We start from the raw sequence: 25,943 nt of genomic DNA on the forward strand, positions 1-25,943 counted from the left end.
AGATGTCGGGATCAGAGGACCGCTCCGTGTCAGATCGTCCTCGGCATCCGCCATCTCCTCGGCATGCCCCGCGTCGCAAGCCGCCCCAACGACGCCGCAACCGCGGCACCCCGGGCGGGTCAGCCGCGGCGCGCGTAAGGGGAGAGCACCGTGACCGCGACGACCAGCACCAGGGCGACCATCGCCAGCCCGCCGTAGCCGATCTGGCTCAGGACGACGCCGGCGAGCACGGCGCCGACGGCTGCGCTGAAGGTCATGATCGTGTCGCTCAGGCCCTGTCGCCGCGGCCGGAGACGCGTCGGGGAACTCTCGGTGAGCAAAGCGGCACCCGACACCGTCGCGGCGCTCCACCCCGCGCCGAGGAGGAACAGCGCGACCAGCACCGCCCACTGCGAATCGGGCATGGTCGCCGCCACGATCAGGGATGCCGCCAGCACCGCCTGACCCAGCAGGATCGTCGTGATGCGGCCCCATCGGTCAGCTAGCACGCCGAACAACGGTGACAATCCGTACATGCCGAACACATGCAGCGCGATCGTGGTGCCGACCACGAGGGTGACGTGCTCGGGCGCCAGGTGCGCCAGATGGATCGGCGTCATCGCCATCACCGACGCCATCACCACGTGCGATCCCGCCACCGCGAAGATCGCGTAGCGCGCGGCCACCGGCCGGTCGAGATCGTCGATGTGCTCCCGCTGCGCATCGCCGCTGCGCGCCAGACGCTGTGCCAGCAGCAGCGGGTCGGGCCGCAGTGCCGCGAGGTAGAGCGCGAAAGCGATCAGCTGCGCCACGATCGAGAACGCATAGGAGCCGGTGAGCGGCGGCATCCGCAGCGCGGCGCCGACGACCTCTCCGGGCGTCAGGAGCAGCGGGCCCAGTACACCGCCGACGGTCGTCGCCCAGACGACGGTGCCGAGGGCGCGCCCGCGGCGCGCAGCCGGCGCCAGGTCCGTCGCAGCGAAGCGCGACTGCAAGTTTCCCGCGTTGCCGGCGCCGATGAGCACCACGCCCACGATCAGCAGTGGAAAGCTGCGCGAGGCCGCGGCGCCGATCACGACCGCGATGCCGATCAGCGCCAAGAGGTTGCCGAGCGTCAGGGCCACCCGCCGCCCCCGCCGCCCCGCCAGGCGCGCGAGCGGGATGGCGCACAGGGCAGCACCCAAGGTCACGGATGCCGTCGCCAACCCCGACAGCGCCTCGTTGCCCGACAGATCCGCCGCCAGCAGCGCGCCGAGCGAGACCGTCGCGCCGAACGCGATGCCGCCCAGCACCTGTCCGGCGGCGAGGACGGTGACGGTGCGCCGCTGGATCCTCGCGACCGCGGCAGCATCCATCGCCGGCGCCGCGTCGGTCACGCGTTTCGCGCGGTGTTGCGGAGCGTTCCGAGTCCCGTGATCTCGACCTCGACGGTCTGGCCCGCTTCGAACGGGCCGATGCCGGCAGGTGTCCCGGTGAGGATCACATCCCCCGGCAGCAGCGTGAAGGCCGCCGAGGCGTACGCGATGATGTCCGGCACGGAATGCACCATGTCGGAGATCGGACCGTCCTGGCGCACCTCCCCGTCGACCCGCGTCACGATGCGCGCACCGGCGTCCAGATCGAAATCGGTCTCGATCGCGGGTCCGAGCGGGCAGAACGTGTCGAACCCCTTGGCCCGCGCCCACTGGCCGTCCGACTTCTGCAGGTCGCGTGCCGTCACGTCGTTGCCGATGGTGTAGCCGAACACGTAGTCCAGCGCCGCGGATGCCGGGACGTTCTTGGCCACACGACCGATGACGACCGCAAGCTCGCCCTCGAAGTCCGTGCGCTCGGACTGCGGCGGCCGCACGATCGCGTCGCCGGGACCGATGACGGCCGTGTTCGGCTTGAGGAACAGCAGCGGCGCGGCGGGGGCCTCGCCGCCCATCTCGGCGGCGTGGTCGCGGTAGTTCTTGCCGACGCACACGATCTTCGAGCGCGGGATGACCGGTGCGAGCAGCGCGACCTCGCCGAGGGGCACACGCTCCCCCGTCGTCTCGAAACCCGCGAACAGCGGGTCTCCGGCCAAGACGACCAGCTCGGTCTCGTCGACGATTCCGAAGCGGATCGCGTCGTTGTGGCTGAAGCGGACGACCCTCACGCCGCCGGCTCCGCGTCGCTCTTCGGCGCGTCGAGGCGCACGAGCCAGCCGTGCGTGTCTTCGCGGCGCCCGTACTGGATGTCGGTGAGCTCGTCGCGCAGCGACTGTGCGAGCGGGCCGAGAGGCTGCTCGTCGACGAAGTCGCGCCCCTTCAGCACACCGATCGGAGCGACCACAGCGGCGGTGCCGCACGCGAACACCTCGACGATGTCGCCGGAGGCCACGCCCGAACGCCACTCGTCGATCGACACCGCGCGACCCTCGATCTTGTGACCGCGGTCGGCGGCCAGCTGCAGGATCGAGTCACGGGTGATGCCCTCGAGGATCGAGTCCGACTGCGGCGTGACGATCGTGCCGTCCTTGTAGACGAACACGACGTTCATGCCGCCGAGCTCTTCCACGTTGCGGTCCTGGTCGAGGAAGACGACCTGGTCGCAGCCCTGCTCGTAGGCCTCCGCCTGCGGCAGCAGACTCGCGGCGTAGTTCCCACCCGTCTTCGCCGCACCCGTGCCCCCCTTGCCCGCGCGTGCGTAGTCCTCGCTGAGCCAGATCGACACCGGCTTCGCGCCGCCCTTGAAGTACGCGCCCACCGGCGAGGCGATCACGTAGTAGCCGACCTTGTTCGCCGGACGCACGCCCAGGAACGCCTCCTTGGCGAACATGAACGGGCGCAGGTACAGGCTCTGGTCGGCGCCGGAGGGCACCCACAGGCCGTCGACGGCGATGAGAGCCTTGAGTGACTCGACGAAGTACTCCACCGGCAGCTCGGGAAGCGCCAGACGCCGTGCGCTGCGCTGCAGGCGACGGCCGTTCTGATCGGGTCGGAAGGTCCAGACCGAGCCGTCGGCGTGACGGTAGGCCTTGATGCCCTCGAAGATCTCCTGCCCGTAGTGCAACACCGCCGCGGCGGGGTCGAGCGAGAGCGGGCCGTAGGGCTGCACGCGCGGGCGGTGCCATCCGCCGCGCACCGACCAGCAGATGTCGACCATGTGGTCGGTGAAGGTCGTGCCGAAGGCGGGGTCGGCGAGCAGCTGCTCGCGTTCCGCCGCCGACTTCGCGGCGAGGTTGCGGGTGACCGCGAACTCCAGAGGGGCAAGTCCGGCGTCGGGTTCGTAGATGAGGCTCATGTCGTGTCCTGAGGGTGTGAGCGGTCGGCGTACGTGCGGCGGTTCCAGGCTACGCCTGGACCGCGGCCGCGATGGCGTCGCCGACCTGAGCGGTGGTGCGGGGCGCGGAGCCCCTGTGGGCGATGTCCTCCTCGACGGCGCGGGTGACGCGTGCGGCTTCGTCGGCGAGCCCGAGATGGTCGAGCATGAGGGCGACGGAGAGGATCGCGGCCGTGGGATCGGCCTTCTGCTGTCCTGCGATGTCCGGCGCCGAGCCGTGCACGGGCTCGAACATCGAGGGGAACGCGCCGTCGGGGTTGATGTTCCCCGAAGCGGCGAGGCCGATGCCTCCGGTGACGGCGCCGGCCAAGTCGGTGAGGATGTCTCCGAAGAGGTTGTCGGTGACGATCACATCGAAGCGGCCCGGGTTCGTGACCAGATAGATGGTGGCCGCGTCGATGTGCACATAGTCTACGGTCACCTCGGGGTGCTCCGACGCCACGGCATCCACGATCCGTTTCCACATGCCGCCGGCGTGAACGAGGACGTTCGTCTTGTGCACGAGCGTCACCTTCTTGCGTCGGCGCTCCGCCTGGGCGAAGGCGTAGCGGACGACGCGCTCGATGCCGAAGGCCGTGTTGACCGAGGTCTCGTTGGCCACCTCGTGCGGCGTACCGGTGCGGATCGATCCGCCGTTGCCGACGTAGGGGCCCTCCGTGCCTTCCCGAACGACCACGAAGTCGATCTGCCCGGGATCGGCGAGCGGTCCGGGCGCACCCGGATACAGCTTGGACGGGCGGAGGTTGACGTAGTGGTCGAGCGAGAAGCGCAGCTTCAGAAGCAGTCCGCGCTCGATGTTCGCGTCCTTCAGACGTGGATCGCCCGGCACACCTCCGACGGCGCCGAGGAGGATTGCGTCGTGCGCCGCGATGGCGGCCAGATCATCGTCGGTGAGCGTGTCACCCGTGTCGAGGTAGCGCGCGGCGCCGAGCGAGAAGCGTGTCTCGTCGAAGGTGACCTCGGATGCCGCGGTCACGGCATCGAGCACCTTCTCCGCCTCTGCGACGACCTCGGGACCGATGCCGTCACCCGGAATGACGGCCAGCTTGATGACACGCGACATGGAACTCCTCGACACTGCTCGTACTCGGGCACGCGCGGCGCCGTCGATGTCGACGTCCGTCGGGACGATCAGTGATCGACGTGGGCGCTGCGGGACCCTTTCAGCGTAGTGGCCGCGATGACCGCGGCGATGGCGACGAGCACGGCTCCGATCACCGCGGTGATGCCGACGCCCGCGTCGAAGGCGTGTGCGGCCGCCGCGCGCAGCGCATCGGCAGTGGCGCCGTCGAGCGAGCCCGCGACCGTCATCGCCCCCGCCAGAGTCTCGCGCGCGGCATCCGCCGCCGCCCCTTCGACCCCCGCCGGAAGCACGATGCCGGTTCGATAGGCCGCCGTCAGGATGCCGCCGAGCACCGCCGTGCCCAGGACGGCGCCCAGCTCGTACGCCGTCTCCGACACGGCGCTGGCCGCGCCGGCCTTGGCGGGAGGCGCACTGGCGAGAATGAGCTCGTTCGACACCGTCTCGGCGGCACCGATGCCGATGCCGAGCAGGACGAAGGCGGCGATCAGCAGGCCCAGGGCGCCGTCGCCGACCGCGCCGGGGACGAGCAGGTAGGCCACGACCGAGAACGTCAGCGCGACCGGCACGACCACGCGCGCCGAGACGCGCCGCGCGATCGGGACGACGAGGAGGCCGGCGACGATCATCGCAGCCATGCCGGGCACCAAAGCGAATCCTGCCTCCATCGGCGACAGGCCGACGATCAGCTGCAGATGCTGCGCGACGAAGTACAGGAAGCCGACGAGGGACACGACGCTGAGGAGGTTCACCAGCAGCGCGCCACTGAAGGTGCCGCGCGCGAACAGCCGCATGTCGAGCATGGGCTGCTCCGAGGCGAGCTGGCGGCGTACGAACGCGACCCCGAAGCCGAGTCCGGCCGCCGTGAGCACCACCGGCAGCACCCCGAAGCCGTGCACCGCGACCTCCTTGATCGCGTAGACGATCGGCACCATCGTCAGCATCGACAGGGCGATGCTGACCGGGTCGATGCGGCCCGGGTGCGGATCGCGACTCTCGGGAACCAGCAGCGGCGCGAGGATCAGCAGCGGGACGAGCACCGGAACCGACATGAGGAACACCGAGCCCCAGGCGAAGTGCTCGAGCAGGATGCCGCCGACGATCGGTCCCAGGGCCGCTCCGGCGGAGAACATCGACGCCCACACCGCGATCGCCATGCGGCGTTGGTCGCGGTCGGTGAAGATGCTGCGCAGCAGAGACAGCGTGGACGGCATGAGCATCGCGCCGAACACGCCCATTCCCGCGCGAGCCGCGATCAGCCAGGCTGCGCTGGGAGCGAAGGCGGCCAGCACGGACACGGCGGCGAAGCCCGACGCACCGATCAGCAGCATCCGTCGACGTCCGAACCGGTCGCCGAGCGTGCCCATCGTCACCAGCAGCCCCGCCAGCACAAGCGGGTAGGCGTCGATGATCCACAGCTGCTGGGCACTGGAGGGCTTCAGGCTCAGAGCGATATCGGGCAGGGCGAAGCTCAGCACCGTGTTGTCCACGGAAACGAGCAGAACCGGCAGCATCAGCACGATCAGTGCGAGCCAGCCGCGCCATCCGACCCGCTTGCCGTTCGACTCGGCCAGGGTGATCTCTTCAGTCAGTGTCATCATTTATAAACCGTCCAGCCGGTATAGTAACAGACATGGACACCGAGCGCTCGATACGATCGACACCATGAGTCGCCCTCCCCTGGCCCGCGAGAAGGTGCTCGACGCCTTCGAGGCGATCCTCGTGGACGAGGGTGAACGCGCGGCGACGATGGATGCCACGGCGCGCGCAGCCGGGGTCTCCAAAGGTGGCCTGCTCTACCACTTCGCCTCGAAGGAGATGCTCGAGGCGGGCCTGATCGAACGCCTCCAGACCCTCGTCGACGAGGACGTCGCGGCGATGTCGAGCTACCCGGGCGGCCCCATCGCCCACTATCTGCATTCATCCGTCATGTCGAACGATCCGATCGACCGCGTCATCCTCGCCACCTCGCGCCTCGCGCAGGGCGGCAACGGCCACGCCGCCGAGGCATTGCGGGAGGTGCGGGAGAAGTGGGCTGACGCGCTGCGTCCCTACGCCCCCGAGGGCGCGGCGCTCGATCTCGTGATGCTCGTCGGCGACGGCCTGTACTTCAACAACGCCCTGTCGGGCGGATCGATCCCCGGACCGGTCCCCCGTGGCGACGCGCTGAAGGCGCTGGTCGCCCTGGTCGAGCGCGCCGTCCGCTGACCCCCCGTTTCGACTCGTCGCCGCGCTCCTCGCTCAACGACCGGGGGTGGAGGCGGAAAGAACGCACACCGGTCGTTGAGCGAGCGCAGCGAGTCGAAACGTCCCGCGCCGCGGGATCAGGCCTCGACGATCTCCAGCTGACGGAAGAGGTCTGCGCCGATCGCCTGTCGCGTGTCGTCGAGGATCGCGTCCGGCACGGGCTGGTCGACCGTGAGAACCGAGAGCGCACGGCCCGAGGCGTCGGGCTGAGCGACGAACAGACCGGCGATGTTGATGCCCGCCTCCCCCAGCTTCTGGCCGTAGATCGCGACGATGCCGGGGCGGTCTGCGTAGCGCATGAGGATGTGGTGCTTCTCGATCGGAACCTCGATCTCGTAGCCGTTGATGCCGACGATCTTGGGGACCATGCGGGTTCCGGCCAGGGTTCCCGCAACCTCGAGCACCGTTCCGTCCGACAGCGTGCCGCGCAGAATCGTGATGTTGCGATAGAGCGGGCTGTCGGCCTCGACGATGAGACGGGTCTCGATGCCGCGCTGCTCGGCGAACAACGGCGCGTTCACGTAGGACACGTTCTCGCTGACGATCTTCGTGAAGATGCCCTTCAGCGCCGCGAGGCGGTAGACGCTGACGTCGTAGGCGGCGAGCTCGCCGCGCACCTCGATGTCCAGGCTCGTGAGGGCGCTGGTCGCAAGGCCGGAGAAGACCTGACCGAGCTGCTCGACGAGAGCGATGCCGGGACGCACGAACGGGTCGATGACTCCTCCGGCGACGTTGACCGCATCGGGCACGAGGTCGCCTTCGAGGGCGAGTTTGACCGATCGGGCGACGGAGATGCCGGCCTTCTCCTGCGCCTCGTCGGTGGAGGCGCCGAGGTGCGGGGTCACCACGACGTTCGGAAGCGAGAGGAGCGGGAACGCGGTGCCGTCGGGCTTCGGGGGCTCGCTCGTGAACACGTCGAGTCCGGCGCCGGCGATCTCCCCCGTGGTCAACGCCGTGTAGAGCGCCTCCTCATCGATGAGTCCACCGCGCGCGACGTTGACGACGTACGCGGTCGGCTTCATGCGCGCGAACTGCGCCGCGCCGATCATGCCGGTCGTCTCGGGCGTCTTGGGCATGTGGATCGTGATGAAGTCACTCTGCGCGAGCAGGTCATCGAGACCGAGAAGCGTCACGCCGAGCTGCTGGGCGCGCGTCGGCGTGACATACGGGTCGTACGCCACGACGCTCACGCCGAATGCCTGCAGACGTGCGGCGATGAGGGCGCCGATGCGGCCGAGACCGATGATGCCCACGGTCTTCTCGAAGAGCTCTGTGCCCGTGAACGAGCTGCGCTTCCAGGCGCCGGCGGCCAGCGACGCGTGAGCGGCGGGGATGTGACGGGCAAGGCTCAGGATGTGCCCGATCGTCAGCTCGGCTGCCGAGATGATGTTGGAGGTCGGCGCGTTGACGACCATGACGCCCGCGGCCGTGGCGGCCTTGATGTCGACGTTGTCGAGTCCGACGCCGGCACGCGCGACGACCTTGAGTACTGGAGCCGCTGCGATCGCCTCGGCATCCACCTTCGTCGCCGATCGGATCAGGATGGCGTGGGCGTCGGCCAGAGCCGACAGGAGCGCGGGACGGTCGGTGCCGTCGACCTGACGGACATCGAAGTCCGGCCCCAGGGCATCGATCGTGGCGGGTGAGAGTTCTTCGGCGATGAGGACGACAGGCTTGGACACAGCGGCAGGACCTTTGCGCAGGATCGGAGCGGGTGGAAGGATGCCAGCCTACCGGTCGCACCACCCTGCCCCCGACCGTGTGACGGCCGGGCAAAAGCGTGGGATCAGCCGAGCATCGACGAGCCGGACGGCCCCACGGTGTACGTCAGGATGTTCAGCCAGAACACCGCCACGACACACAGACCGGTGATGAGGACGAGGGCGAACTCCCACCACGTCCGCCGCCAGCCGACGGCGAAGGCGACGCCGAACGCGATCAGCGGGAAGACGACCGACAGCAGCAGCACGAACCAGCCGTAGGCGTTCAGCGGCTGAGCGCCCGATGCGGCCTGCGAGAGGAAGCCGACGGCGTTCCACACGAAGTACGCGTAGAACAGCCCGAACACGACGGAGATGGCGACGATCAGCCAGGTGGGCAGGGCACGCGTGCGGGAGGGCGTGGGGGCGTTCGTGGTCATCGTCCCACCGCCCCGACGAGGATGAACGGCCACGGTACGAGCAGCGCGAGACCGCCGACCAGCAGCAGCACGCGCACCCAGGCCTTCGCGGCGCGGGTGAGGACGAACACCGTGAGGAACCACACCGGCGCCGCCGCAACGGCGAGCCACAGGGCGGCCGCGTACCCGACCGGGCTGACGAGGAACTCTGCCGTGCCCTGCAGACGCAACCCGCCGATGATCCAGCCGATGGTGAACAGGAGGTAAGCGCCGGCGAGGATGCCGAGGGTCACGAGCATCGCGTTCGACATCTGCGTCGGCGCGTCGGGCATCGTGACGGTGCCGTCGGCATCGATGTGGCCGACGGTGGTGCTGCCCTTGCCGACGGCCGTGAATCCGTCGGGAAGCGCGGCCGGCTCGGGCGCGGCCGTCGGGGCGGTCACCGGCTCGGCGGCGGGTCGGTGGCCCACCTCGAGAGTGGGGTCATCGTCGCCGTCCCAGCTCAGGGCGTCGTCATCACGTGGCGTGCTCACTCCGAAAGCGTACTGCGGACAGCGGCCGCTGCCGCCGCCACCACGACCGGGTCGGTGACGTCGTGGCCGCCCGCTCCTCCCCCGGGCCCCGACGGCACGTCGAGACCGGTGACGGCGCGGGCGGACAGATGCACGGCGTCGACGCCCACGGCGACGATGCGCGCGATGTCGCCGACGCGGATGCCGCCGCCGGGCATGATCTCGATACCGGTGTCCGCCGCGACCAGGCGTCGCAGCACCTCCGTGCCGTCGACGGAGCGGGCGGCGCCGCCCGAGGTCAGCACACGGTCGACGCCGATCGCCGCGAGCTCGTCGAGGACGGCGAGCGGTGAGGGGGCCGCGTCGATCGCGCGGTGGAACACGAGCGTGCCGTTGCCGGCGGCATCCCTCCACCTGCGCAGCGCCTGCGCGTCGACGTGCCCGTCGTCGGTCAGCGCACCGACGACGACACCGGCTGCGCCCGCGGCCATCGCTGCTCGGATGTCCGCCGCGACAAGGGTGATCTCGTCGCCGTCGTAGACGAAGCCCCCTGCGCGAGGGCGCACGAGCACGTTGACGCGTCCCCCGCCCACGGCGGCGACGGCCGTCTCCACCAACGCGATCGACGGCGTGAGCCCGCCGACGGCGAGGGCCTGACACAGCTCCAGGCGGTCCGCTCCGGCGGCGATGGCGGCGCGGGCTCCCGCGGCATCCTGAACGGCGATCTCCAACGCGACAGTCATGCCGTCACGCTAGCAAGCGAAAGGCCCGGCCCCCTTGTGTGGGGACCGGGCCGGTATGGCTTTCGCAAGCCTGCTCGGCGGGTGTGCCGAGGTCTGGACGAGGTCAGCGCGCGGCGGAGCCCTCGGTGTAGTCGGCGTCCTGCTGCTTCCACGCGAACAGGGCGCGCAGGTCCTTGCCGACGGCCTCGATCGGGTGGGCGGCGGCCTTCGCACGCAGCTCCTGGAACTCGGGAGCTCCGGCATCCTGGTCGCCGATGAAGCGCTCCGCGAATGCGCCGGACTGGATGTCGGCGAGAACGCCCTGCATGTTCTCCTTGACGCGCGGGTCGATGACGCGCGGGCCCGAGACGTAGTCGCCGTACTCCGCGGTGTCGGAGACCGACCAGCGCTGCTTGGCGATGCCGCCCTCCCACATGAGGTCGACGATGAGCTTGAGCTCGTGCAGCACCTCGAAGTAGGCGATCTGCGGCTGATAACCGGCCTCGGTCAGCGTCTCGAAACCGTACTGGACGAGCTGGGACACGCCGCCACAGAGCACGGCCTGCTCACCGAACAGGTCGGTCTCGGTCTCTTCGGTGAACGTGGTCTTGATGACGCCGGCGCGCGTGCCGCCGATCGCCTTCGCGTACGACAGCGCGCTCTGCCAGGCGTGGCCCGAGGCGTCGCGCTCGACGGCGATGATGTCGGGGATGCCGCGACCGGCGACGAACTCGCGACGCACGGTGTGCCCCGGCGCCTTCGGGGCGACGAGGATCACGTCGACACCCTCGGGGGCGTCGATGTAGCCGAAGCGGATGTTGAAGCCGTGGGCGAAGGCCAGGGTCTTGCCGGCCGACAGGTTCGGCAGGATGCTCTCGCTGTAGATGCCGCGCTGGTGCTGGTCGGGCGCGAGGATCATGATCAGGTCGGCCCATGCGGTGGCATCGGCGACGTTCTTCACCTCGAAGCCGTCCTCCTGGGCCTTCGCGATCGACTTCGAGCCGTCCTTGAGCGCGATGACGACCTCGACGCCCGAGTCGCGGAGGTTCTGCGCGTGCGCGTGTCCCTGCGAGCCGTAGCCGACGATCGCGACCTTCTTGTTCTGGATGACGGACAGGTCGGCGTCGGAGTCGTAGAAGATCTCAGCCATGGTGTGTGTTTCTCCTTGATTTCTTTCCGGTCATTGAGCGGGCGCAGCGAGTCGAGGCGCCCGTGAGGGAATCAGCCGCGCAGGACGCGTTCGGTGATGGACTTGCCGCCGCGGCCGATGGCCAACAGGCCCGACTGGGCGAGCTCCTTGATGCCGAACGGCTCGAGGGCGCGAAGGATGGCGTCGATCTTGCCGCGATCACCCGTGACCTCGACGACGAGGGCGTCCGTCGCATAGTCGACCACGGACGCACGGAAGAGGTTCACGACCTCGATCACGTTGGAGCGCGTCTGGTTGTCGGCGCGCACCTTGATCAGCATGTGTTCGCGCTGTACGGACGCCGCCGGCTCCAGTTCGACGATCTTGATGACGTTGATCAGCTTGTTCAGCTGCTTGGTCACCTGCTCCAGCGGGAGCTCCTCGACGTCGACGACGACCGTGATGCGCGACAGGCCGGGCACCTCGGTGACGCCCACCGCGAGCGACTCGATGTTGAAGCCGCGGCGGGCGAACAGGCCGGCCACCCGGGTCAGCAGACCCGGCTTGTTCTCGACCAGAAGACTCAGGACATGACGGCTCATCTCAGTCCTCCCCGTCGAAGCTGGGCGCATGATCGCGGGCGTACTGGACGAAGCTGTTGCTGACGCCCTGCGGGACCATCGGCCACACCATCGCGTCGGCCGACACGACGAAGTCGATCACGACCGGTCGATCGTTCGTCTCGAGTGCCAGCGTGATGGCGGCATCCACCTCTTCGAGCTTCTCCACACGGATGCCGAGGCAGCCATAGGCCTCCGCGAGCTTCACGAAATCGGGCACGCGCACCGTCCCGTGACCCGTGTTGAGATCGGTGTTGGAGTGACGTCCCGCGAAGAACAGCGTCTGCCACTGGCGCACCATGCCGAGGCTCGAGTTGTTGATGATCGCGACCTTGATCGGGATGTCGTTCAGCACGCACGTGGCCAGTTCCTGATTCGTCATCTGGAAGCAGCCGTCGCCGTCGATCGCCCACACGACGCGGTCGGGCTCGGCGACCTTGGCGCCCATCGCGGCCGGCACCGAATAGCCCATCGTTCCGGCGCCGCCGGAGTTGAGCCACGCGTTGGGACGCTCGTAGCTGATGAACTGCGCAGCCCACATCTGATGCTGTCCGACGCCGGCGGCGTAAACGGCCTCGGGGCCGGTGAGCTCACCGATGCGCTTGATGACGTACTGCGGAGCGAGCAGACCGTCTTCGGGTTCGGCGTAGCCCAGCGGGAACTCGGTGACCAAGCCGTCGAGGTACGCCCACCACTCCGCGATGTCGGGCGTGTGGTCGGCCCGAGCGCTCTGGAACGCGGCATCCAGGTCGACGAGGACCTCCTTCAGATCCCCCACGATCGGCACGTCGGCCGTGCGGATCTTCGAGATCTCCGCGGGATCGATGTCGACGTGGACGACCTGCGCGTTCGGCGCGAATTCATCGGCCTTCCCGGTGACGCGGTCGTCGAAGCGCGCGCCCAGGGCGACGATGAGGTCGGATTCCTGCAGCGCGAGCACCGCCGGCACCGTGCCATGCATACCGGGCATGCCGAGGTTCTGCGGGTGCGAATCGGGGAACGCTCCCCGCGCCATCAGCGTCGTCACGACCGGGGCGCCGGTCGCTTCGGCGAACACGCGCAGCTCCGCCGCGGCCCGCGCGCGGATGACACCGCCGCCGACGTACAGCACGGGCTTCTTGGCGTGGGCGATCAGCTGCGCCGCCGCCTGGATCTGCTTGCCGTGGGCCTTCGTCACGGGACGGTATCCGGGCAGCTCGACCTTCGGGGGCCACACGAACGGTGCCGAGGCCTGCTGCGCATCCTTTGTGATGTCGACGAGGACGGGTCCGGGCCGGCCCGTCGAGGCGATCTCGAACGCCGCCGCGATCGCGGCGGGAATCTCTTCGGCGGTCTTGACCAGGAAGGAGTGCTTCGTGATCGGCATGGTGATGCCGACGATGTCCGCCTCCTGGAAGGCGTCGGTGCCCATGAGGTGGCTGAACACCTGGCCGGTGATGCACACGAGCGGAACCGAATCCATGTAGGCGTCGGCGATCGCGGTGACGAGGTTGGTCGCGCCGGGACCGGACGTCGCGATCGCGACGCCGGTGCGTCCGGATACCGCGGCGTATCCTTCGGCGGCGTGGCCGGCGCCCTGCTCGTGACGGACGAGGATGTGGCGGACCGCCTCATCGTCCATGAGCGGGTCGTACACGGGCATGATGGCGCCGCCGGGCAGCCCGAACACGTCGGTGACCCCGAGCATGTCGAGGGAGCGGACGACGGCCTGGGCTCCGGTCATCACCGGAGCGGCGGCTCCACGGGCGGGTGGTCGCGGCACGGCCGCGGTGTCGAGAGACATAGTGGTACCTCGGGTGTCAGATGCGTGTGAGGGCGACTTCCCGCCCTGGGTGTCACGGCCTCAGCCGGTCGTCGCGCCCTCCGCTGCGGAGCGCACGAGTTTCGAGTACTTGGCCAGAACGCCACGGGTGTAGCGCGGGGGAAGCGGCTCCCAGCCGTCACGGCGGGAGTTCAGCTCTGCGTCGTCGACGAGTAGGTCGAGAGTGCGAGCCGCGATATCGACCCGTATCAGATCACCATCGCGCACGAAGGCGATGGGACCTGCGTCCACCGCTTCGGGTGCTATGTGGCCGATGCACAGGCCGGTTGTGCCGCCTGAGAATCTGCCGTCCGTCAAGAGTAGTACATCTTTTCCGAGCCCCGCGCCCTTGATGGCCGCCGTGATGGCGAGCATCTCGCGCATGCCGGGGCCGCCCTTCGGGCCCTCGTAGCGGATGACGATCACGCTGCCCGCGGCGATCTCGCCCGCCTCCAGGGCGTTCATCGCCGCGCGCTCCCGCTCGAACACCCGCGCGGGCCCCTCGAACACCGACGCATCGAAGCCCGCGGTCTTGACGACGGCGCCCTCGGGAGCCAGTGAGCCGTGGAGGATCGTGATGCCGCCCGTCGCGTGGATCGGGTCGTCGAAGGTGTGGATGACGGTGCCGTCGATCGGGTCGGGATCGAGCTCGGCGAGGTTTTCGGCGAGGGTCTTGCCCGTCACCGTGAGGGCGTCGCCGTGCAGCAGTCCCTCGTCGAGCATGGCCTTCATGATGACGGGGATGCCGCCGTGTCGGTCGACGTCGTTCATCACGTACTTACCGAACGGCTTCATATCCGCCACGTGCGGCACCTTGTCACCGATGCGGTTGAAGTCGTGCAGGCTCAGCTCGACATCGGCTTCGCGGGCGATGGCGAGCAGGTGCAGCACGACGTTGGTCGAGCCGCCGAGCGCCATGGCCAGGGCGATGGCGTTCTCGAACGCCTCTTTCGTGAGGATGTCGCGCGTCGTGATGCCCTGGCGCAGCAGATTGACGACGGCCTCGCCCGATCGGTGCGCGTAGTAGTCGCGGCGGCGGTCGGCCGAGGGCGGCGCGGCCGAGCCCGGAAGGCTCAACCCCAGGGCTTCGGCGACGGACGCCATCGTGTTCGCGGTGTACATGCCACCGCACGCCCCCTCGCCGGGGGCGATCGCGCACTCGATGCGCTTGAGGTCGGCCTCGCTCATCTTCCCCGCAAGGCACGCGCCGACCGCTTCGAACGAGTCGATGATCGTGACGTCCTTCTCGGTGCCGTCCGACAGCTTCACCCAGCCCGGCGCGATGGATCCCGCGTAAAGGAACACGCTCGACAGGTCGAGGCGGGCAGAGGCCATGAGCATGCCGGGGATCGACTTGTCGCAGCCGGCGAGCAGCACGGTGCCGTCGAGCCGCTCGGCCATGACCACGGTCTCCACCGAGTCGGCGATGACTTCACGGGACACGAGCGAGAAGTGCATGCCCTCGTGACCCATCGAGATGCCGTCGGAGACGGAGATCGTTCCGAACTGCAGGGGGTACCCGCCGCCGGCGTGCACGCCCTCCTTCGCACCCTGCGCGAGCCTGTCCAGGCTCAGGTTGCACGGCGTGATCTCGTTCCAGCTGGACGCGATGCCGATCTGGGGCTTGTCCCAGTCCTCGTCGCCCATGCCGACGGCGCGCAGCATGCCGCGGGAGGTCGTCGCCTCGATGCCGTCCGTGACGACACGACTGCGGGGCTTGATGTCGATGGAGGGATCGCTGTCCGGCATCCTCGAAGTCTATTCCCGCAGGGTGTCCCGTTCGCGCGCCAGACGTGTCAACAGCGCCGCCAGTTCGGGGATGCCGGTGACACGAACAGTCGCCGCGGTCTCACCCGGGCCGACCCGCACACCCACGTCACCCGGCTGGAGACTGCGCAAGGCGTCCTCATCGGTCACGTCGTCGCCGGCGAACAGCACCGCGCTCGCACCCTTCTGCGCGCGCAGCCGCGCGACCGCGCCGTCCTTGCCCTCGGCGCGGAAGGCGTACTCGAGGATGTCGTGGCCGTCGCGACGACGCCAGTCGGAAGCCTCCGCGGCCATGAGCGCCGCGATCTTCTCCTGCACGCCGCGCGCGACGGCGGCATCCGAAACGAGGCGCGTGTGCAGCGCGAAGCCGAACTCCTTCGGCTCGACCCAGGCACGGTCGGCGTCGGCAGCGATGGCCTCGGCACGCGCGCGCAGGTCGTCGCGCTGCGTGAGCAGCAGAGGGTCCACGGGGGCCGGTGCCTCCCCCGGAGGCGGCCACTGCTCCGCGCCGTGCGAGCCGGCCAGAAGCAGCGGCGAGTCGTCGTCGTACTCGGCGATCACACGCAAATCGCGCAGCGTCCGTCCCGAGACCAAGGCGACCGTCGTCCCCGGCGCCTGTGCGAGGGCTTCGACCGCTGCCCGCGCATCCTGGCTCATGCGCGCCGCCATCGGCTCGTCGACCAGGGGCGCGAGCGTGCCGTCGAAATCGAGTGCGACGAGTAACCGCGGGACACGCGCCAGGGCGGCGATGGGCTCCCAGCCGCTCACGCGTCCTGCTTCCGGACGGCGTCGAGGTCGGCCAGGAAGCGTCGTGACCAGTCGGCGACGTCGTGGTCGCGCACGCGCCGGCGCAGGCCCCGCATCCGGCGGGCCTGCTCGGCGGGCTGCATCTCGACCGCCGCCATGATCGCGTCCTTGAGTCCGTCGATGTCGTGGGGGTTGACCTTCACGGCTTGCGAGAGCTCGTCGGCGGCGCCGGTGAACTCGCTGAGCACGAGCACCCCGCGACTGTCGATGCGACTGGCGACATACTCCTTCGCGACGAGGTTCATGCCGTCGCGAAGCGCCGTGACGAGCATCACGTCGGCCGCGAGATACAGGGCGACCATCTCCTCGCGCGGGTACGAGTGATGCAGATACCGGATCGCGGTGTGGCCGACGGTGTCGTGGTCGCCGTTGATGCGTCCCACGGTGAGCTCGATCTCGTCGCGCAGCTGCATGTATGCGGCGACGCGCTCGCGACTGGGGCTCGCGACCTGGACGAGCGTGACGTCCTCGACGTCCAAGCGGCCCTCCTCGAGGAGCTCGCCGTAGGCCTTGAGCCGATGGCCGATGCCCTTCGTGTAGTCGAGGCGATCGACGCCGAAGATCACGGTCTGCGGGTCGCCGAGGCTCGCACGGATCTCCTTCGCTCGCGCCTGGACCTCGGGGCGCCGGGCGACCTCGTCGTAGAGCTGCGTGTCGATCGAGATCGGGTACGCCTTCGCCACGGCCGTGCGCACGGAACCATCATCCGCGACCACGCGGATCGCGCCCGACTTCGTCTCGAACCCCAACTGGCGCCGCACGGCGTTCGTGAAGTTGCCGGCATCCTGCACCCGCTGGAAGCCGATGACGTCGGCTCCGACGAGGCCGGCCAGCACGTGCTTGCGCCACGGCAGCTGAGCGAACAGACCGTATGCCGGGAAGGGAATGTGGTGGAAGTAGCCGATGACCACGTCTGGGCGCAGCGCCCGCAGCAGCCGCGGGACGAGCTGGAGCTGGTAGTCCTGAACCCACACCACCGCGCCGGGAGCGGCAACGGATGCCGCGGCGGCGGCGAACCGCTCGTTGACGCGGACATAGGCTTCCCACCACTCGCGGTGGTAGGCGGGCGGCGAGATGACGTCGTGATACAGCGGCCAGATGGTGTCGTTGGAGAAGCCCTCGTAGTAGAGCTCGACGTCCTCGTCGGTGAGCGTCACCGGGACGAGCTCCATGCCGTCGAGCTCGAACGGCTCGAGCTCCAACCCCGCGGTCCCGGGCCAGCCGACCCACGCTCCCCCGGTCTGCTGGAGCACCGGCTCGAGCGCGGCGACGAGACCTCCGGGCGAGCGACGCCACCCGCCCTCGACGCTGGGGTCGTGGTCGACGGGCAAACGGTTGGACACGACGATCATGTCGGCCTTTGACTTCGGGTCGCTCACGCGGCTCCTCTCGGCAGGCGTTCTTCCAGGCTAACGTGGTCCCATGCGCAAGTACCTGTTCGGGACCGGGATCATCTCCGCCGTGACCAGCGGCCTCGCGCTGCTGCGCGGACTGCGCGGCGACGTGCCGTTCACCTGGCGTCAGGCGCTCGCCTGGCTGAGCTGGGGCATCACGCTCGCGCTGTCGATCGGCACGATCGTCGACACGTACCGCGCCTCACGCGGGCGCGTCGTCTCGACAGACTCCCCCATCCGTGGGAGGGAACAGAAGCTGCTGGCCACGCGCCTCCAGCGCTGAGCACCGATACCCACGACGAGATCAGAGCCCGATCTCGTAGTGCACGAAGCCGGTGTCGGTCGCGACCCGGTCATAGAGCGCGCGTGCCGTCGCGTTGCCCTGCTGCGTGAGCCAGTAGACCTTGGCGGCCCCGGCATCCACCGCCTGCTCTCGGACGTGGGCGATGAGCGCGCGCCCCACCCCGCCGCCGCGCACGTCCGGGGAGACGAACAGGTCCTCGAGATAGCAGTACGGGCCGCTGCTCCACGTCGACGGGTGGAAGAGCCAGTGCACGAAGCCGACCGTCCGGCCGTCGTCGTCGCGTGCGATCGCCCCGTGCAGCCCGTCCTGCGCCGCGAGCCGCGCGAACACCAGCGCCGTCACCTCGTCGGTCAGCTCGGACTCGTAGAAGGTCAGGTAGTCGTTCCACAGCGGCAGCCACGCGTCGCGGTCGGATGCGGTCAGGGAGGTGATGATCGGCATACGCCGACACTATCCGCGGTCCGTGCCAGCGCCGCCCTCCGCGGCCGTCACGCTCCGCTCATGACGATCAGCGCGTGAGCAGGAGCGCCTCCCCCTGGCCTCCCCCGCCGCAGAGGCCGACCGCGGCCGTGCCCGAACCGCGGCGGACGAGCTCGTGCACGGCGTGGACGATGAGCCGCGCGCCGGAGGCACCGATCGGGTGCCCGAGGGCGATGCCGCCGCCGTGGATGTTCACGACGTCCTCCCCCACACCGAGCTCGCGCTGCGAGCAGGCGACGACCGCGCCGAACGCCTCGTTGATCTCGACGAGATCCAGGTCGGATGCCGCGAGCTGCTGCCGCTGCAGGGCCTGCGCGATCGCGCGCGCGGGCTGCGCGTGCAACGAGTTGTCGGGGCCGGCGACCTGCCCGGCAGCGCCCACCACGGCAAGCACCGGCCATCCGCTCGCGTCGGCGTGCGCGCGCGTGGTCAGCACCACGGCGGCGGCGCCGTCGGAGATCTGCGACGCGTTGCCGGCCGTGATCGAGCCGTCGGGCGCGAATGCGGGGCGAAGACCGGCGAGCGTCTCGGCGGTGGTCTCGTCGCGGATGCCCTCATCGGTGGTGATCGTCACCGCGGGACCGCGGCGTTGCGCCACCTCGACGCCGACGATCTCGGCATCGAAGATCCCGGCATCCCGCGCCGCCGCGGCGCGCTGGTGCGACAGGGCGGCGACGCGGTCCTGCTGCTCGCGCGTGACCTCGAAGCGCGGGTTCAGCCGCTCCGTGGACGCGCCCATGCTCTCGCGGTCGTACGCGTCGGTCAGACCGTCGTGGGCCATGTGGTCGAGCACCTCGACGGATCCGTAGCTCCAGCCCTCGCGCGAGCCCATGAGCAGGTGCGGCGCACGCGTCATCGACTCCATGCCGCCCGCGACGACGACCCTCGCGTCGCCGGAGGCGATCATCCGCTTGGCGTCGATGATCGCGGTGAGGCCCGACAGGCACACCTTGTTGACGGCGGATGCCGGGACGTCCCAGCCGAGTCCGCCGGCGAGGGCCGCCTGGCGCGCCGGGTTCTGTCCGGAACCGGCCGGCAGCACCTGCCCCATGATCGCGGCATCCACGGCCTCGGCGGCAATGGCGCCCTGCGCGAGCGCGCCGGCGATGGCGAACCCGCCGAGCTGCGCCGCGGTGAAGGAGCCGAGCTGCCCCTTGAGCCGCCCCTGCGGCGTGCGGGCGGCGGCCACGATGACGATGTCGTCGGTGCTCATGCGATCTCCTTGAGTGCGTCGGCGATGATCAGATCGGGTTCGGTGGCGGCGATGACCTCGTCGACGCTCACGCCGGGGGCCGTCTCGATGAGGACGAGGCCGCCGTCCGTGACGTCGATGACGGCCAGGTCGGTGATGATGCGGTCGACCACGCCGCGTCCGGTCAGCGGCAGCGAGCAGGCGTTCACGATCTTGGCCGAGCCGTCGCGGGCGACATGCTCCATCAGCACGATCACCCGCTCCGCACCGTGGACGAGGTCCATGGCGCCGCCCGGACCCTTGACCATCTTCCCGGGGATCATCCAGTTCGCCAGGTCTCCGGAGGCCGACACCTGCATCGCGCCGAGGATGGCCGCGTCGATCTTGCCGCCGCGGATCATGCCGAAACTCAGCGCCGAGTCGAAGAACGCGGCGCCCGGAAGGACGGTGACGGTCTCCTTGCCGGCGTTGATGAGGTCGGGGTCGACGTGCGCCTCGGTCGGGTACGGACCGACGCCGAGGATGCCGTTCTCCGACTGCAGCACGACGGTCACGTCGTCGGGCACGAAGTTCGGCACGAGCGTCGGCAGGCCGATGCCGAGGTTCACGTACGACCCGTCGGCCAGCTCGGCGGCCGCACGTGCAGCCATCTCGTTGCGGGTGAGCGCCATCTCAGGCTCCTTCCGGGATGTCGCGATCGGCGCTGTCGTCGATCGTGACGGTGCGGCGCTCGATGCGCTTCTCGATGTCGGTGCCGACCTCCACGATGCGGTGCACGTAGATGCCGGGCAGATGGATGCCGTCGGGGTCGAGTTCGCCGGGGGCGACGAGCTCCTCGACCTGCGCGATGCAGACCCTCCCGGCCATGGCGGCGAGCGGATTGAAGTTGCGGGCGGCCTTGTGGAAGACGAGGTTGCCGTGGGTGTCGCCCTTCGCGGCGTGCACGAGCGCGAAGTCCGTGACGATCGCCTCCTCGAGCACGTAGTCCCGTTCCTCTCCGGTGACGGCGAAGGTGCGGACGTCCTTCGGCGGCGAGGCGACCGCGATGCCCCCGGCGCCGTCGTACATGCGCGGCAGTCCGCCCTCCGCGACCTGGGTGCCGACGCCGGTCTGGGTGAAGAAGGCGGCAATCCCCGCGCCGCCGGCCCGGAGCTTTTCGGCGAGCGTGCCCTGCGGTGTCAGCTCCAATTCGAGCTCGCCGGAGAGGAACTGCCGCTCGAACTCCTTGTTCTCGCCGACGTAGGAGGAGGTCATCTTGCGGATGCGTTTCGCGTTCAGCAGCACGCCGAGGCCCCAGTCGTCGACGCCGCAGTTGTTCGAGACGACCGACAGATCGCGCGTGCCCTGAGCCAGCAGCGCCTCGATGAGCGCGATGGGATTTCCCGAGAGGCCGAATCCGCCGACGGCCAGCGAGGCGCCGTCCGGGATGTCGGCCACCGCATCGGCCGCCGACGGGTAGGTCTTGTCGATCACGAATCACTCCTTTGTCACCGCGTATCGCCTCCATCCTCCGCCGTCGCAGACGGCCGCGCACGTCGGCGCTTGCCATGTGGATGCCGCGGCGCGTACTGTCCACATCGTGGAGTCCTCTCGACGAACCATCCCCGGTGCACAGTCGGTGGCACGCGCGGCGGCACTCCTGCGGCTCGTCACGTCGGCGGGCGAGCAGGGCCTCTCGGTCGCGGAGATCGCGCGCCGCGCTGAGCTGACCCGCCCGACCACGCACCGCCTGCTCACCGCGCTGAGGCACGAGGGCCTCGTCGACCAGGACGAGCACTCCGGTGCTTGGATGCCGGGACCGGAGCTCTATCTGATGGGCACGGTCGCGGCATCCCGCTACGACATCACCGCCATCGCGCGCGACATCGTCCGCTCGCTGGCGGTGCGCACCGAGGAGAGCGCGTTCCTGTCGGTGCGCCGTGGCGACGAGACGGTGTGCCTCATCCGCGAGGACGGCGCGTTCCCCATCCGGTCGTTCGTCCTGTCGGAGGGCATCCGCTTCCCGCTGGGCGTCGCGTCGGCCGGGCTCGCCATCCTCGCGTTCCTGCCGCCCCACGATGTGGACGCGTACTTCGAGCGGCATCCCGAGCTCGCCGAGCGTCACGGCACGGCGCACGCCGAGCCGCGCCTGCGCGCGCGTCTCCGCGAGACGCAGGCCCGCGGCTACGCCCTCAACCCGGGGCTCATCGTGGAAGGCAGCTACGGCATCGGGGCGGCCGTGTTCACGCGCGCGGGGCACCCGCAGTGGGCGCTCAGTCTCACGGGTGTCGACTTCCGCTTCTCCCCCGAGCGCATTCCCGACCTCGGACGCACGCTCCTCGCCCACGCGCACCAGCTGACCACCCGCATCGCCGCCGGCGGGCGCTAACCGCCTCCGCCGCGGCATCCCCCGCCGAGAAACCACCGCGATCCCGAGAAACCACCGCAGCGGTGATGTGTCGAGACGCCGATGGTTTCTCGGGATGCCGCGGGCGCGGCGGAGCTACGGCGCGTGCGGGACGGAGGCGGCGAGCTGCTCCTCCACCAGCGCGGCCAGGCGGTCGGCACCGGCGTGGGAGAGCACCACCGTGTAGTGGTTGAACTCCGGCCAGGCAACATGCGCGACCGACGGATAAGCCGCCAGCTGGGCGGCGAGGTGGACCGGCGGATACAGCCCGGGGGTCTCGTCCTGTAGTCCCCGCGGCACGGTGACGAGGGTGGTCGGCGTGGTGAGCGCTTCGAGAGCGTTGCGCACCGTGTCACGCGTGTTCATGTCGACGGTGTCCTCGACCGTGGTGGCGTAGCTCGTCGCCGGTCGGTACGAGCCGTCGGGCTCGCGTTCAAGGTCGTACGCGAGGTAATGCTCGAGCGCCGGCGACCAATCGTCCGCGAACGCGGGGTGCGCGCGCCAGAACGCCAGATAGTCGTCCACGTCGGCGAAGCGGCGCGAGAGCCGCGCCGCCGTCGGCCCGAGGATCGCCGCGACGAGCTCGTCCGGCGTCAGGTCGGCCGGAGCCGCCAGCGGCAGTCCCCCGTCGACGAGGAGCAGACGCGCAACCAGGTCCGGATGCCGGTGTGCGAACACGACCGACACGAACGCGCCCATGGAGTGCGCCACCACGAGGTCGGGCACGGCGTGCAGCGCCGCGCAGACAGCGGCCAGATCGTCGGCGTGGGCCGCCATGCCCGCCGCTCCCTGCACGCCGTTGCTGCGACCGCGTCCGCGCAGATCCGGCGCGATGATCCTCACGTGCGGAAGCGTCTCGGCGAGCAGCTCCCACGCGAGGTGCGACGAGGTGACCCCGTGGACGGCGAGGATCGTCGGCGCGTCGGGGCCGGCCTCCCACACACCGACCCGCAGCGAACCGCCGGGGACGGCGACATCGACCGCACGCACCACGCGGGTGCTCATCGCGCCGTCCACCCGCCGTCCATCGTGTAGCTGGCGCCGGTGACCATCCCGGCGTGGTCGCTCGCGAGCCATCCGGCGAGCGAGGCGACCTCCGTCGGCTCGATCAGGCGCTTGATGACCGACTCGGTGAGCATGATCTTCTCGACGACCTCGTCCTCGGCGATGCCGTGGACGCTCGCCTGGTCGGCGATCTGCTTCTCGACCAGGGGCGTGCGCACATACGCGGGGTTGATGCAGTTGCTGGTCACCCCGTGCGGCCCGCCCTCCAGCGCCGTCACCTTCGACAGCCCCTCCAGGGCGTGTTTGGCCGTCACGTAGGCCGACTTGTACGCGCTTGCGCGGAGGCCATGCGCACTGGAGATGTTGATGATGCGGCCCCAACCGCGCTCGTACATCCCGGGCAGCACAGCCCGGATGAGAAGGAAGGGCGATTCGACCATGAGCCGCTGCATGAAACGGAACCGCTCCGGCGAGAACTCCGTGATCGGCGCGACGGTCTGCACGCCCGCGTTGTTGACGAGGATGTCGGCATCCATCGACAGGTCGTCCAGCGCCTCCGTCGCGGAGAGGTCTACGACCCACGCCTCACCGCCGAGGCGCTGCGCCACCTCGTGTGCGGCGTCGCCGTTGAAGTCGGCGATGACCAGGTGCGCGCCGCGCGCGGCGAACTCCTCGGCGCACGCGAGGCCGATGCCGCTCGCGCCGCCGGTCACAACGGCGCGACGCCCGGCGAGATCCTGCTCAGTCATGGTCCTGTCCCCTCTCGCCGCGTGCCGCGAGCGCGTTGCGGATGAAGCGCATCATGCCGTCGATGACCGCATCGGGGATCGCCGCCGGGGGCTGCCCCTCATCGTCGCGCTCCCACAGCAGGAAGCGCATGCCGATCAGCTCACCGGCGCCCATGAGGGCCCAGGCGGTCACCTCCGGGTCGAGACCGGCGTCGACGTCGCCGGATGCCTGGGCGGCGCGCAGACCGGCCTCGTAGCCTTCGACGATGCGGGTGTAGTGCAGCCGCAGCATCTCGGGCGAGACGAACTCCGCCTCACGCACCACGCGGTACAGGGCCGGGTGCGCGGCGGTGAAGCGGAAGAACCCCTCGAAGCCCGCACGTTCGGCGTCGATGCGGTTGTCGGTGCCCGCCATGGCCTCGGCCATCGCGTGTCGCACACGCCGGTTGAGATCGACGACGAGCTCCTCGAAGATCTGCTGCTTGCTGTCGAAGTAGAGGTAGAAGGTGCCGAGGCCGATGCCGGCGCTCTCGGTGATCTTGACGATCGAGGCCTCGTGGTAGCCGAGCCGCGCGAAGACGTCCTCGGCGGCTTCGAGGAGTTTGCGGCGGGTCGCCTCTCCGCGCTTGGTCAGCGGTTTGCCGGCCGCGGAGAAAGCCACTTCGGGCTCGAACTGCTCAACTGTGCTCACGAGCACTTCCTCTCACCAGGTCGGCGGCCCGTGCGCGCAGTCGAGAACGGGCCAACTTCTCGATCGTGGACCGTGGAAGCTCGTCCACGAAGGCGACGCGCACGGGGACTTTGAAACCCGCGAGCTCGACGCGGGCGTGCGCGAGCACCTCGTCGGCGCCGAGAGCGGCCCCCTCGGCGGGCACGACGAACGCGACGCCGCGCTCGCCCCACACATCGTCCGGCACGCCGACGACGGCGGCGTCCGCGATCGCGGGGTGCAGCAGAAGTGCGCGCTCGACCTCCGCGGGAGCGACGTTCTCACCGCCGGAGATGAAGATGTCCTTGCGCCGGTCGACGATGCGGAACACGCCGTCGCGGTCGCGGTGCACGATGTCGCCGGTGCGAAGCCACGGCCCGGCCATCGCCCGCGCCGTCGCCCGCGCATCGTGGAGGTACCCGGCGAAGACGCTCGGACCGCGCACCCACAGCTCGCCGGTCGCCTCACCGGCGAGCTCGAGACCGGAGTCGGGATCGACGACCCGCACGTCCACGTGCGGGTAGGGCCGCCCCACGGCGCCGGGGTGCGCGCGGCTCTCGGATGCCGGCAGGCACAGCACGTTGGGAGCGGCCTCGGTCAGGCCGTAACCCTGGGTGAGCGGCACACCGGCATCCGCCCACCGCGCCGCGAGTGCCGGTGGGATCGTCGCGCCGCCGACGAGCGCCTGGCGCAGCCGTCCGCGCGCGAGGGCGGCGAAGCCGGGGTCGTCGATCAGCAGCCGGTACTGCGTCGGCACGCCCATCATCGCCGTCACGCCCCGCTCGGCGAGCAGCTGCAGCACCCGCCGAGGCTGGAAGGAGCGTTCGAGGACGACCGTCGCGCCGGCCCACCATGCCAGCAGCGGCTGACAGTTCCACGCGGCGACATGGAACTGCGGCAGCACCGCGAGCACGATGTCCTCGGCGGTCAGCTGGGCGACACCGGCCAGCGCGAGGTTGTTCCAGAAGCAGTTCGCGTGGGTGAGGACGACGCCCTTGGGCGCGGCCTCGCTGCCGGAGGTGTAGATGACGAGAAGCGGATCGTCGTCACGGACGGCCCGGGCGGGCGCGGCACCCCTCCCGTCCCCGCGTCGCGGAACCGCGGACTCGATACCGGTCGTTCCGAGCAGGGTCGTGGGCGGGGGTGCGTCCAGCCGCCCGAGCGCGTCGTCGGCCACCCCCAGGTACTCGTCCTCGATCGCCACGAGCGCGGGGGCCGCGTGCACGAGCGCCTCGCTCAGTTCGCGTGACGACAGCCGCCCGAGCGCGTCGTCGGCCACCCCCAGGTACTCGTCCTCGATCGCCACGAGCGCGGGGGCCGCGTGCACGAGCGCCTCGCTCAGTTCGCGTGACGACAGCCGCCACGACAGCGGCACCATCGCGATGCCGGCCTTCGCGCACGCGAAGAACACCACGACGTGGTCGATCGAGTTGCCGGTGATCGTCGCGAGCCGGTCGCCCGGGCCGTAGCCCGCGCGCCGGAGGGATGCCGCGAGCTCGCGGGCCCGTGCTTCGAGGTCGCCGTAGCCGATGCGCACACCGCGGTCGTCGATGGCGGTGCGGTCGGGTGTGCCGCCGGCGCGATCGGTGAGCCAGCGGCCGATCGTGTGCGCGCCGTCGAGGTCGCCGTTCACGATCTCCACCTCGTTCGGACGC

General features: G+C 69.9%; 26 protein-coding genes. 3 read left to right on the top strand and 23 right to left on the bottom strand.

Features of this window, described 5'->3' with window-relative positions; translation table 11 throughout:
• Positions 1-119 precede the first annotated feature (119 nt).
• From DEU37_RS12850 to DEU37_RS12870, 5 genes are all read right to left on the bottom strand, one after another.
• Positions 120-1,334: an MFS transporter gene (locus DEU37_RS12850; protein ID WP_121191065.1), complete on the bottom strand. Its 1,215-nt coding sequence runs from the start codon at positions 1,332-1,334 to the stop codon at positions 120-122.
• 17 nt (positions 1,335-1,351) lie between these two features.
• On the bottom strand, positions 1,352-2,119 hold the full coding sequence (locus DEU37_RS12855; RefSeq protein ID WP_121191029.1) for a fumarylacetoacetate hydrolase family protein: 768 nt from the start codon (positions 2,117-2,119) through the stop codon (positions 1,352-1,354).
• Positions 2,116-3,246, bottom strand: a complete 1,131-nt coding sequence (locus DEU37_RS12860; RefSeq protein ID WP_121191030.1) for a branched-chain amino acid aminotransferase — start codon at positions 3,244-3,246, stop codon at positions 2,116-2,118. Before DEU37_RS12860 ends, DEU37_RS12855 begins: the two co-directional genes overlap by 4 nt.
• Before the next feature lie 49 nt (positions 3,247-3,295).
• The gene (locus tag DEU37_RS12865) at positions 3,296-4,348 is read right to left on the bottom strand and encodes a 3-isopropylmalate dehydrogenase (RefSeq protein ID WP_121191031.1); all 1,053 of its coding nucleotides are present in this window, start codon (positions 4,346-4,348) and stop codon (positions 3,296-3,298) included.
• A 68-nt stretch (positions 4,349-4,416) separates the two neighbouring features.
• The gene (locus DEU37_RS12870) at positions 4,417-5,967 is read right to left on the bottom strand and encodes an MFS transporter (RefSeq protein ID WP_121191032.1); all 1,551 of its coding nucleotides are present in this window, start codon (positions 5,965-5,967) and stop codon (positions 4,417-4,419) included.
• A gap of 64 nt (positions 5,968-6,031) precedes the next feature.
• Between DEU37_RS12870 and DEU37_RS12875 the strand changes: the two genes are divergently transcribed.
• Complete coding sequence (locus DEU37_RS12875) at positions 6,032-6,574, top strand: TetR/AcrR family transcriptional regulator (protein WP_005050126.1); 543 nt, start codon at positions 6,032-6,034, stop codon at positions 6,572-6,574.
• Positions 6,575-6,690: 116 nt separating this feature from the next.
• On the opposite strand, the gene serA is transcribed toward DEU37_RS12875, so the two are convergent.
• The 10 genes from serA to DEU37_RS12925 form a co-directional block, all read right to left on the bottom strand.
• Entirely contained in the window at positions 6,691-8,295 is a 1,605-nt protein-coding gene (gene serA / locus DEU37_RS12880; RefSeq protein WP_121191033.1) for a phosphoglycerate dehydrogenase, read from the bottom strand.
• A gap of 104 nt (positions 8,296-8,399) precedes the next feature.
• Positions 8,400-8,753: a bacitracin resistance protein gene (locus tag DEU37_RS12885; RefSeq protein ID WP_121191034.1), complete on the bottom strand. Its 354-nt coding sequence runs from the start codon at positions 8,751-8,753 to the stop codon at positions 8,400-8,402.
• Entirely contained in the window at positions 8,750-9,265 is a 516-nt protein-coding gene (locus tag DEU37_RS12890) for a DNA polymerase III subunit gamma/tau (protein ID WP_121191035.1), read from the bottom strand. The genes DEU37_RS12885 and DEU37_RS12890 overlap by 4 nt, the downstream gene beginning before the upstream one ends.
• Positions 9,262-9,987 carry a copper homeostasis protein CutC gene (locus tag DEU37_RS12895; RefSeq protein ID WP_121191036.1) on the bottom strand — a complete coding sequence of 242 codons (726 nt, stop codon included), beginning with the start codon at positions 9,985-9,987 and terminating at the stop codon, positions 9,262-9,264. Before DEU37_RS12895 ends, DEU37_RS12890 begins: the two co-directional genes overlap by 4 nt.
• Positions 9,988-10,090: 103 nt before the next feature.
• On the bottom strand, positions 10,091-11,116 hold the full coding sequence (gene ilvC / locus DEU37_RS12900) for a ketol-acid reductoisomerase (RefSeq protein ID WP_121191037.1): 1,026 nt from the start codon (positions 11,114-11,116) through the stop codon (positions 10,091-10,093).
• 71 nt (positions 11,117-11,187) lie between these two features.
• Entirely contained in the window at positions 11,188-11,697 is a 510-nt protein-coding gene (ilvN, locus tag DEU37_RS12905) for an acetolactate synthase small subunit (protein ID WP_036290481.1), read from the bottom strand.
• 1 nt (position 11,698) lies between these two features.
• Positions 11,699-13,498 (bottom strand): acetolactate synthase large subunit, encoded by a 1,800-nt coding sequence (locus DEU37_RS12910; RefSeq protein WP_121191038.1) that lies wholly within the window; start codon positions 13,496-13,498, stop codon positions 11,699-11,701.
• A gap of 60 nt (positions 13,499-13,558) precedes the next feature.
• Positions 13,559-15,265: a dihydroxy-acid dehydratase gene (gene ilvD, locus DEU37_RS12915; RefSeq protein ID WP_121191039.1), complete on the bottom strand. Its 1,707-nt coding sequence runs from the start codon at positions 15,263-15,265 to the stop codon at positions 13,559-13,561.
• Positions 15,266-15,274: 9 nt separating this feature from the next.
• Positions 15,275-16,051 (bottom strand): trehalose-phosphatase, encoded by a 777-nt coding sequence (gene otsB / locus DEU37_RS12920; RefSeq protein WP_121191040.1) that lies wholly within the window; start codon positions 16,049-16,051, stop codon positions 15,275-15,277.
• A complete protein-coding gene (locus tag DEU37_RS12925) occupies positions 16,048-17,442 on the bottom strand; it encodes a trehalose-6-phosphate synthase (protein WP_183043688.1) in 1,395 nt (464 codons plus the stop codon). The genes otsB and DEU37_RS12925 overlap by 4 nt, the downstream gene beginning before the upstream one ends.
• A 70-nt stretch (positions 17,443-17,512) precedes the next feature.
• Between DEU37_RS12925 and DEU37_RS12930 the strand changes: the two genes are divergently transcribed.
• Positions 17,513-17,767 carry a hypothetical protein gene (locus DEU37_RS12930; RefSeq protein ID WP_005050100.1) on the top strand — a complete coding sequence of 85 codons (255 nt, stop codon included), beginning with the start codon at positions 17,513-17,515 and terminating at the stop codon, positions 17,765-17,767.
• 21 nt (positions 17,768-17,788) lie between these two features.
• On the opposite strand, the gene DEU37_RS12935 is transcribed toward DEU37_RS12930, so the two are convergent.
• The 4 genes from DEU37_RS12935 to DEU37_RS12950 form a co-directional block, all read right to left on the bottom strand.
• Positions 17,789-18,229, bottom strand: a complete 441-nt coding sequence (locus tag DEU37_RS12935) for a GNAT family N-acetyltransferase (RefSeq protein WP_121191042.1) — start codon at positions 18,227-18,229, stop codon at positions 17,789-17,791.
• A gap of 67 nt (positions 18,230-18,296) precedes the next feature.
• Positions 18,297-19,481, bottom strand: a complete 1,185-nt coding sequence (locus DEU37_RS12940) for an acetyl-CoA C-acyltransferase (protein WP_121191043.1) — start codon at positions 19,479-19,481, stop codon at positions 18,297-18,299.
• Positions 19,478-20,131, bottom strand: coding sequence for a 3-oxoacid CoA-transferase subunit B (locus DEU37_RS12945; RefSeq protein WP_005050087.1), 654 nt, complete (start codon positions 20,129-20,131; stop codon positions 19,478-19,480). Before DEU37_RS12945 ends, DEU37_RS12940 begins: the two co-directional genes overlap by 4 nt.
• A 1-nt stretch (position 20,132) precedes the next feature.
• Positions 20,133-20,933, bottom strand: coding sequence for a CoA transferase subunit A (locus tag DEU37_RS12950; RefSeq protein WP_121191044.1), 801 nt, complete (start codon positions 20,931-20,933; stop codon positions 20,133-20,135).
• Positions 20,934-21,039: 106 nt separating this feature from the next.
• Between DEU37_RS12950 and DEU37_RS12955 the strand changes: the two genes are divergently transcribed.
• Positions 21,040-21,828 (top strand): IclR family transcriptional regulator, encoded by a 789-nt coding sequence (locus DEU37_RS12955; protein ID WP_121191045.1) that lies wholly within the window; start codon positions 21,040-21,042, stop codon positions 21,826-21,828.
• Positions 21,829-21,942: 114 nt separating this feature from the next.
• Here the strand turns inward: DEU37_RS12955 and DEU37_RS12960 are convergent, their stop codons facing one another.
• From DEU37_RS12960 to DEU37_RS12975, 4 genes are read right to left on the bottom strand one after another with little or no spacing between them, the layout of a single operon-like run.
• Positions 21,943-22,851 carry an alpha/beta fold hydrolase gene (locus tag DEU37_RS12960; protein WP_121191066.1) on the bottom strand — a complete coding sequence of 303 codons (909 nt, stop codon included), beginning with the start codon at positions 22,849-22,851 and terminating at the stop codon, positions 21,943-21,945.
• Entirely contained in the window at positions 22,848-23,600 is a 753-nt protein-coding gene (locus DEU37_RS12965; RefSeq protein ID WP_121191046.1) for a 3-hydroxybutyrate dehydrogenase, read from the bottom strand. Before DEU37_RS12965 ends, DEU37_RS12960 begins: the two co-directional genes overlap by 4 nt.
• Positions 23,593-24,270, bottom strand: coding sequence for a TetR/AcrR family transcriptional regulator (locus tag DEU37_RS12970; RefSeq protein ID WP_121191067.1), 678 nt, complete (start codon positions 24,268-24,270; stop codon positions 23,593-23,595). The genes DEU37_RS12965 and DEU37_RS12970 overlap by 8 nt, the downstream gene beginning before the upstream one ends.
• On the bottom strand, positions 24,257-25,921 hold the full coding sequence (locus tag DEU37_RS12975) for a class I adenylate-forming enzyme family protein (protein ID WP_259457288.1): 1,665 nt from the start codon (positions 25,919-25,921) through the stop codon (positions 24,257-24,259). Before DEU37_RS12975 ends, DEU37_RS12970 begins: the two co-directional genes overlap by 14 nt.
• Positions 25,922-25,943 lie beyond the last annotated feature (22 nt).

The sequence above is a fragment of the Microbacterium sp. AG790 genome (assembly GCF_003634765.1).
GTDB lineage: Bacteria > Actinomycetota > Actinomycetes > Actinomycetales > Microbacteriaceae > Microbacterium.

What these genes read in the sequence shown, in the direction of transcription:
- DEU37_RS12850 (WP_121191065.1), bottom strand. Translation starts at nt 1,334, where the DNA reads ATGGATGCTGCCGCGGTCGCGAGGATCCAGCGGCGCACCGTCACCGTC.
- DEU37_RS12860 (WP_121191030.1), bottom strand. Translation starts at nt 3,246, where the DNA reads ATGAGCCTCATCTACGAACCCGACGCCGGACTTGCCCCTCTGGAGTTC.
- DEU37_RS12865 (WP_121191031.1), bottom strand. Translation starts at nt 4,348, where the DNA reads ATGTCGCGTGTCATCAAGCTGGCCGTCATTCCGGGTGACGGCATCGGT.
- DEU37_RS12870 (WP_121191032.1), bottom strand. Translation starts at nt 5,967, where the DNA reads ATGATGACACTGACTGAAGAGATCACCCTGGCCGAGTCGAACGGCAAG.
- DEU37_RS12875 (WP_005050126.1), top strand. Translation starts at nt 6,032, where the DNA reads ATGAGTCGCCCTCCCCTGGCCCGCGAGAAGGTGCTCGACGCCTTCGAG.
- DEU37_RS12885 (WP_121191034.1), bottom strand. Translation starts at nt 8,753, where the DNA reads ATGACCACGAACGCCCCCACGCCCTCCCGCACGCGTGCCCTGCCCACC.
- DEU37_RS12895 (WP_121191036.1), bottom strand. Translation starts at nt 9,987, where the DNA reads ATGACTGTCGCGTTGGAGATCGCCGTTCAGGATGCCGCGGGAGCCCGC.
- ilvC (WP_121191037.1), bottom strand. Translation starts at nt 11,116, where the DNA reads ATGGCTGAGATCTTCTACGACTCCGACGCCGACCTGTCCGTCATCCAG.
- ilvN (WP_036290481.1), bottom strand. Translation starts at nt 11,697, where the DNA reads ATGAGCCGTCATGTCCTGAGTCTTCTGGTCGAGAACAAGCCGGGTCTG.
- DEU37_RS12910 (WP_121191038.1), bottom strand. Translation starts at nt 13,498, where the DNA reads ATGTCTCTCGACACCGCGGCCGTGCCGCGACCACCCGCCCGTGGAGCC.
- ilvD (WP_121191039.1), bottom strand. Translation starts at nt 15,265, where the DNA reads ATGCCGGACAGCGATCCCTCCATCGACATCAAGCCCCGCAGTCGTGTC.
- DEU37_RS12925 (WP_183043688.1), bottom strand. Translation starts at nt 17,442, where the DNA reads ATGATCGTCGTGTCCAACCGTTTGCCCGTCGACCACGACCCCAGCGTC.
- DEU37_RS12930 (WP_005050100.1), top strand. Translation starts at nt 17,513, where the DNA reads ATGCGCAAGTACCTGTTCGGGACCGGGATCATCTCCGCCGTGACCAGC.
- DEU37_RS12935 (WP_121191042.1), bottom strand. Translation starts at nt 18,229, where the DNA reads ATGCCGATCATCACCTCCCTGACCGCATCCGACCGCGACGCGTGGCTG.
- DEU37_RS12940 (WP_121191043.1), bottom strand. Translation starts at nt 19,481, where the DNA reads ATGAGCACCGACGACATCGTCATCGTGGCCGCCGCCCGCACGCCGCAG.
- DEU37_RS12945 (WP_005050087.1), bottom strand. Translation starts at nt 20,131, where the DNA reads ATGGCGCTCACCCGCAACGAGATGGCTGCACGTGCGGCCGCCGAGCTG.
- DEU37_RS12960 (WP_121191066.1), bottom strand. Translation starts at nt 22,851, where the DNA reads ATGAGCACCCGCGTGGTGCGTGCGGTCGATGTCGCCGTCCCCGGCGGT.
- DEU37_RS12965 (WP_121191046.1), bottom strand. Translation starts at nt 23,600, where the DNA reads ATGACTGAGCAGGATCTCGCCGGGCGTCGCGCCGTTGTGACCGGCGGC.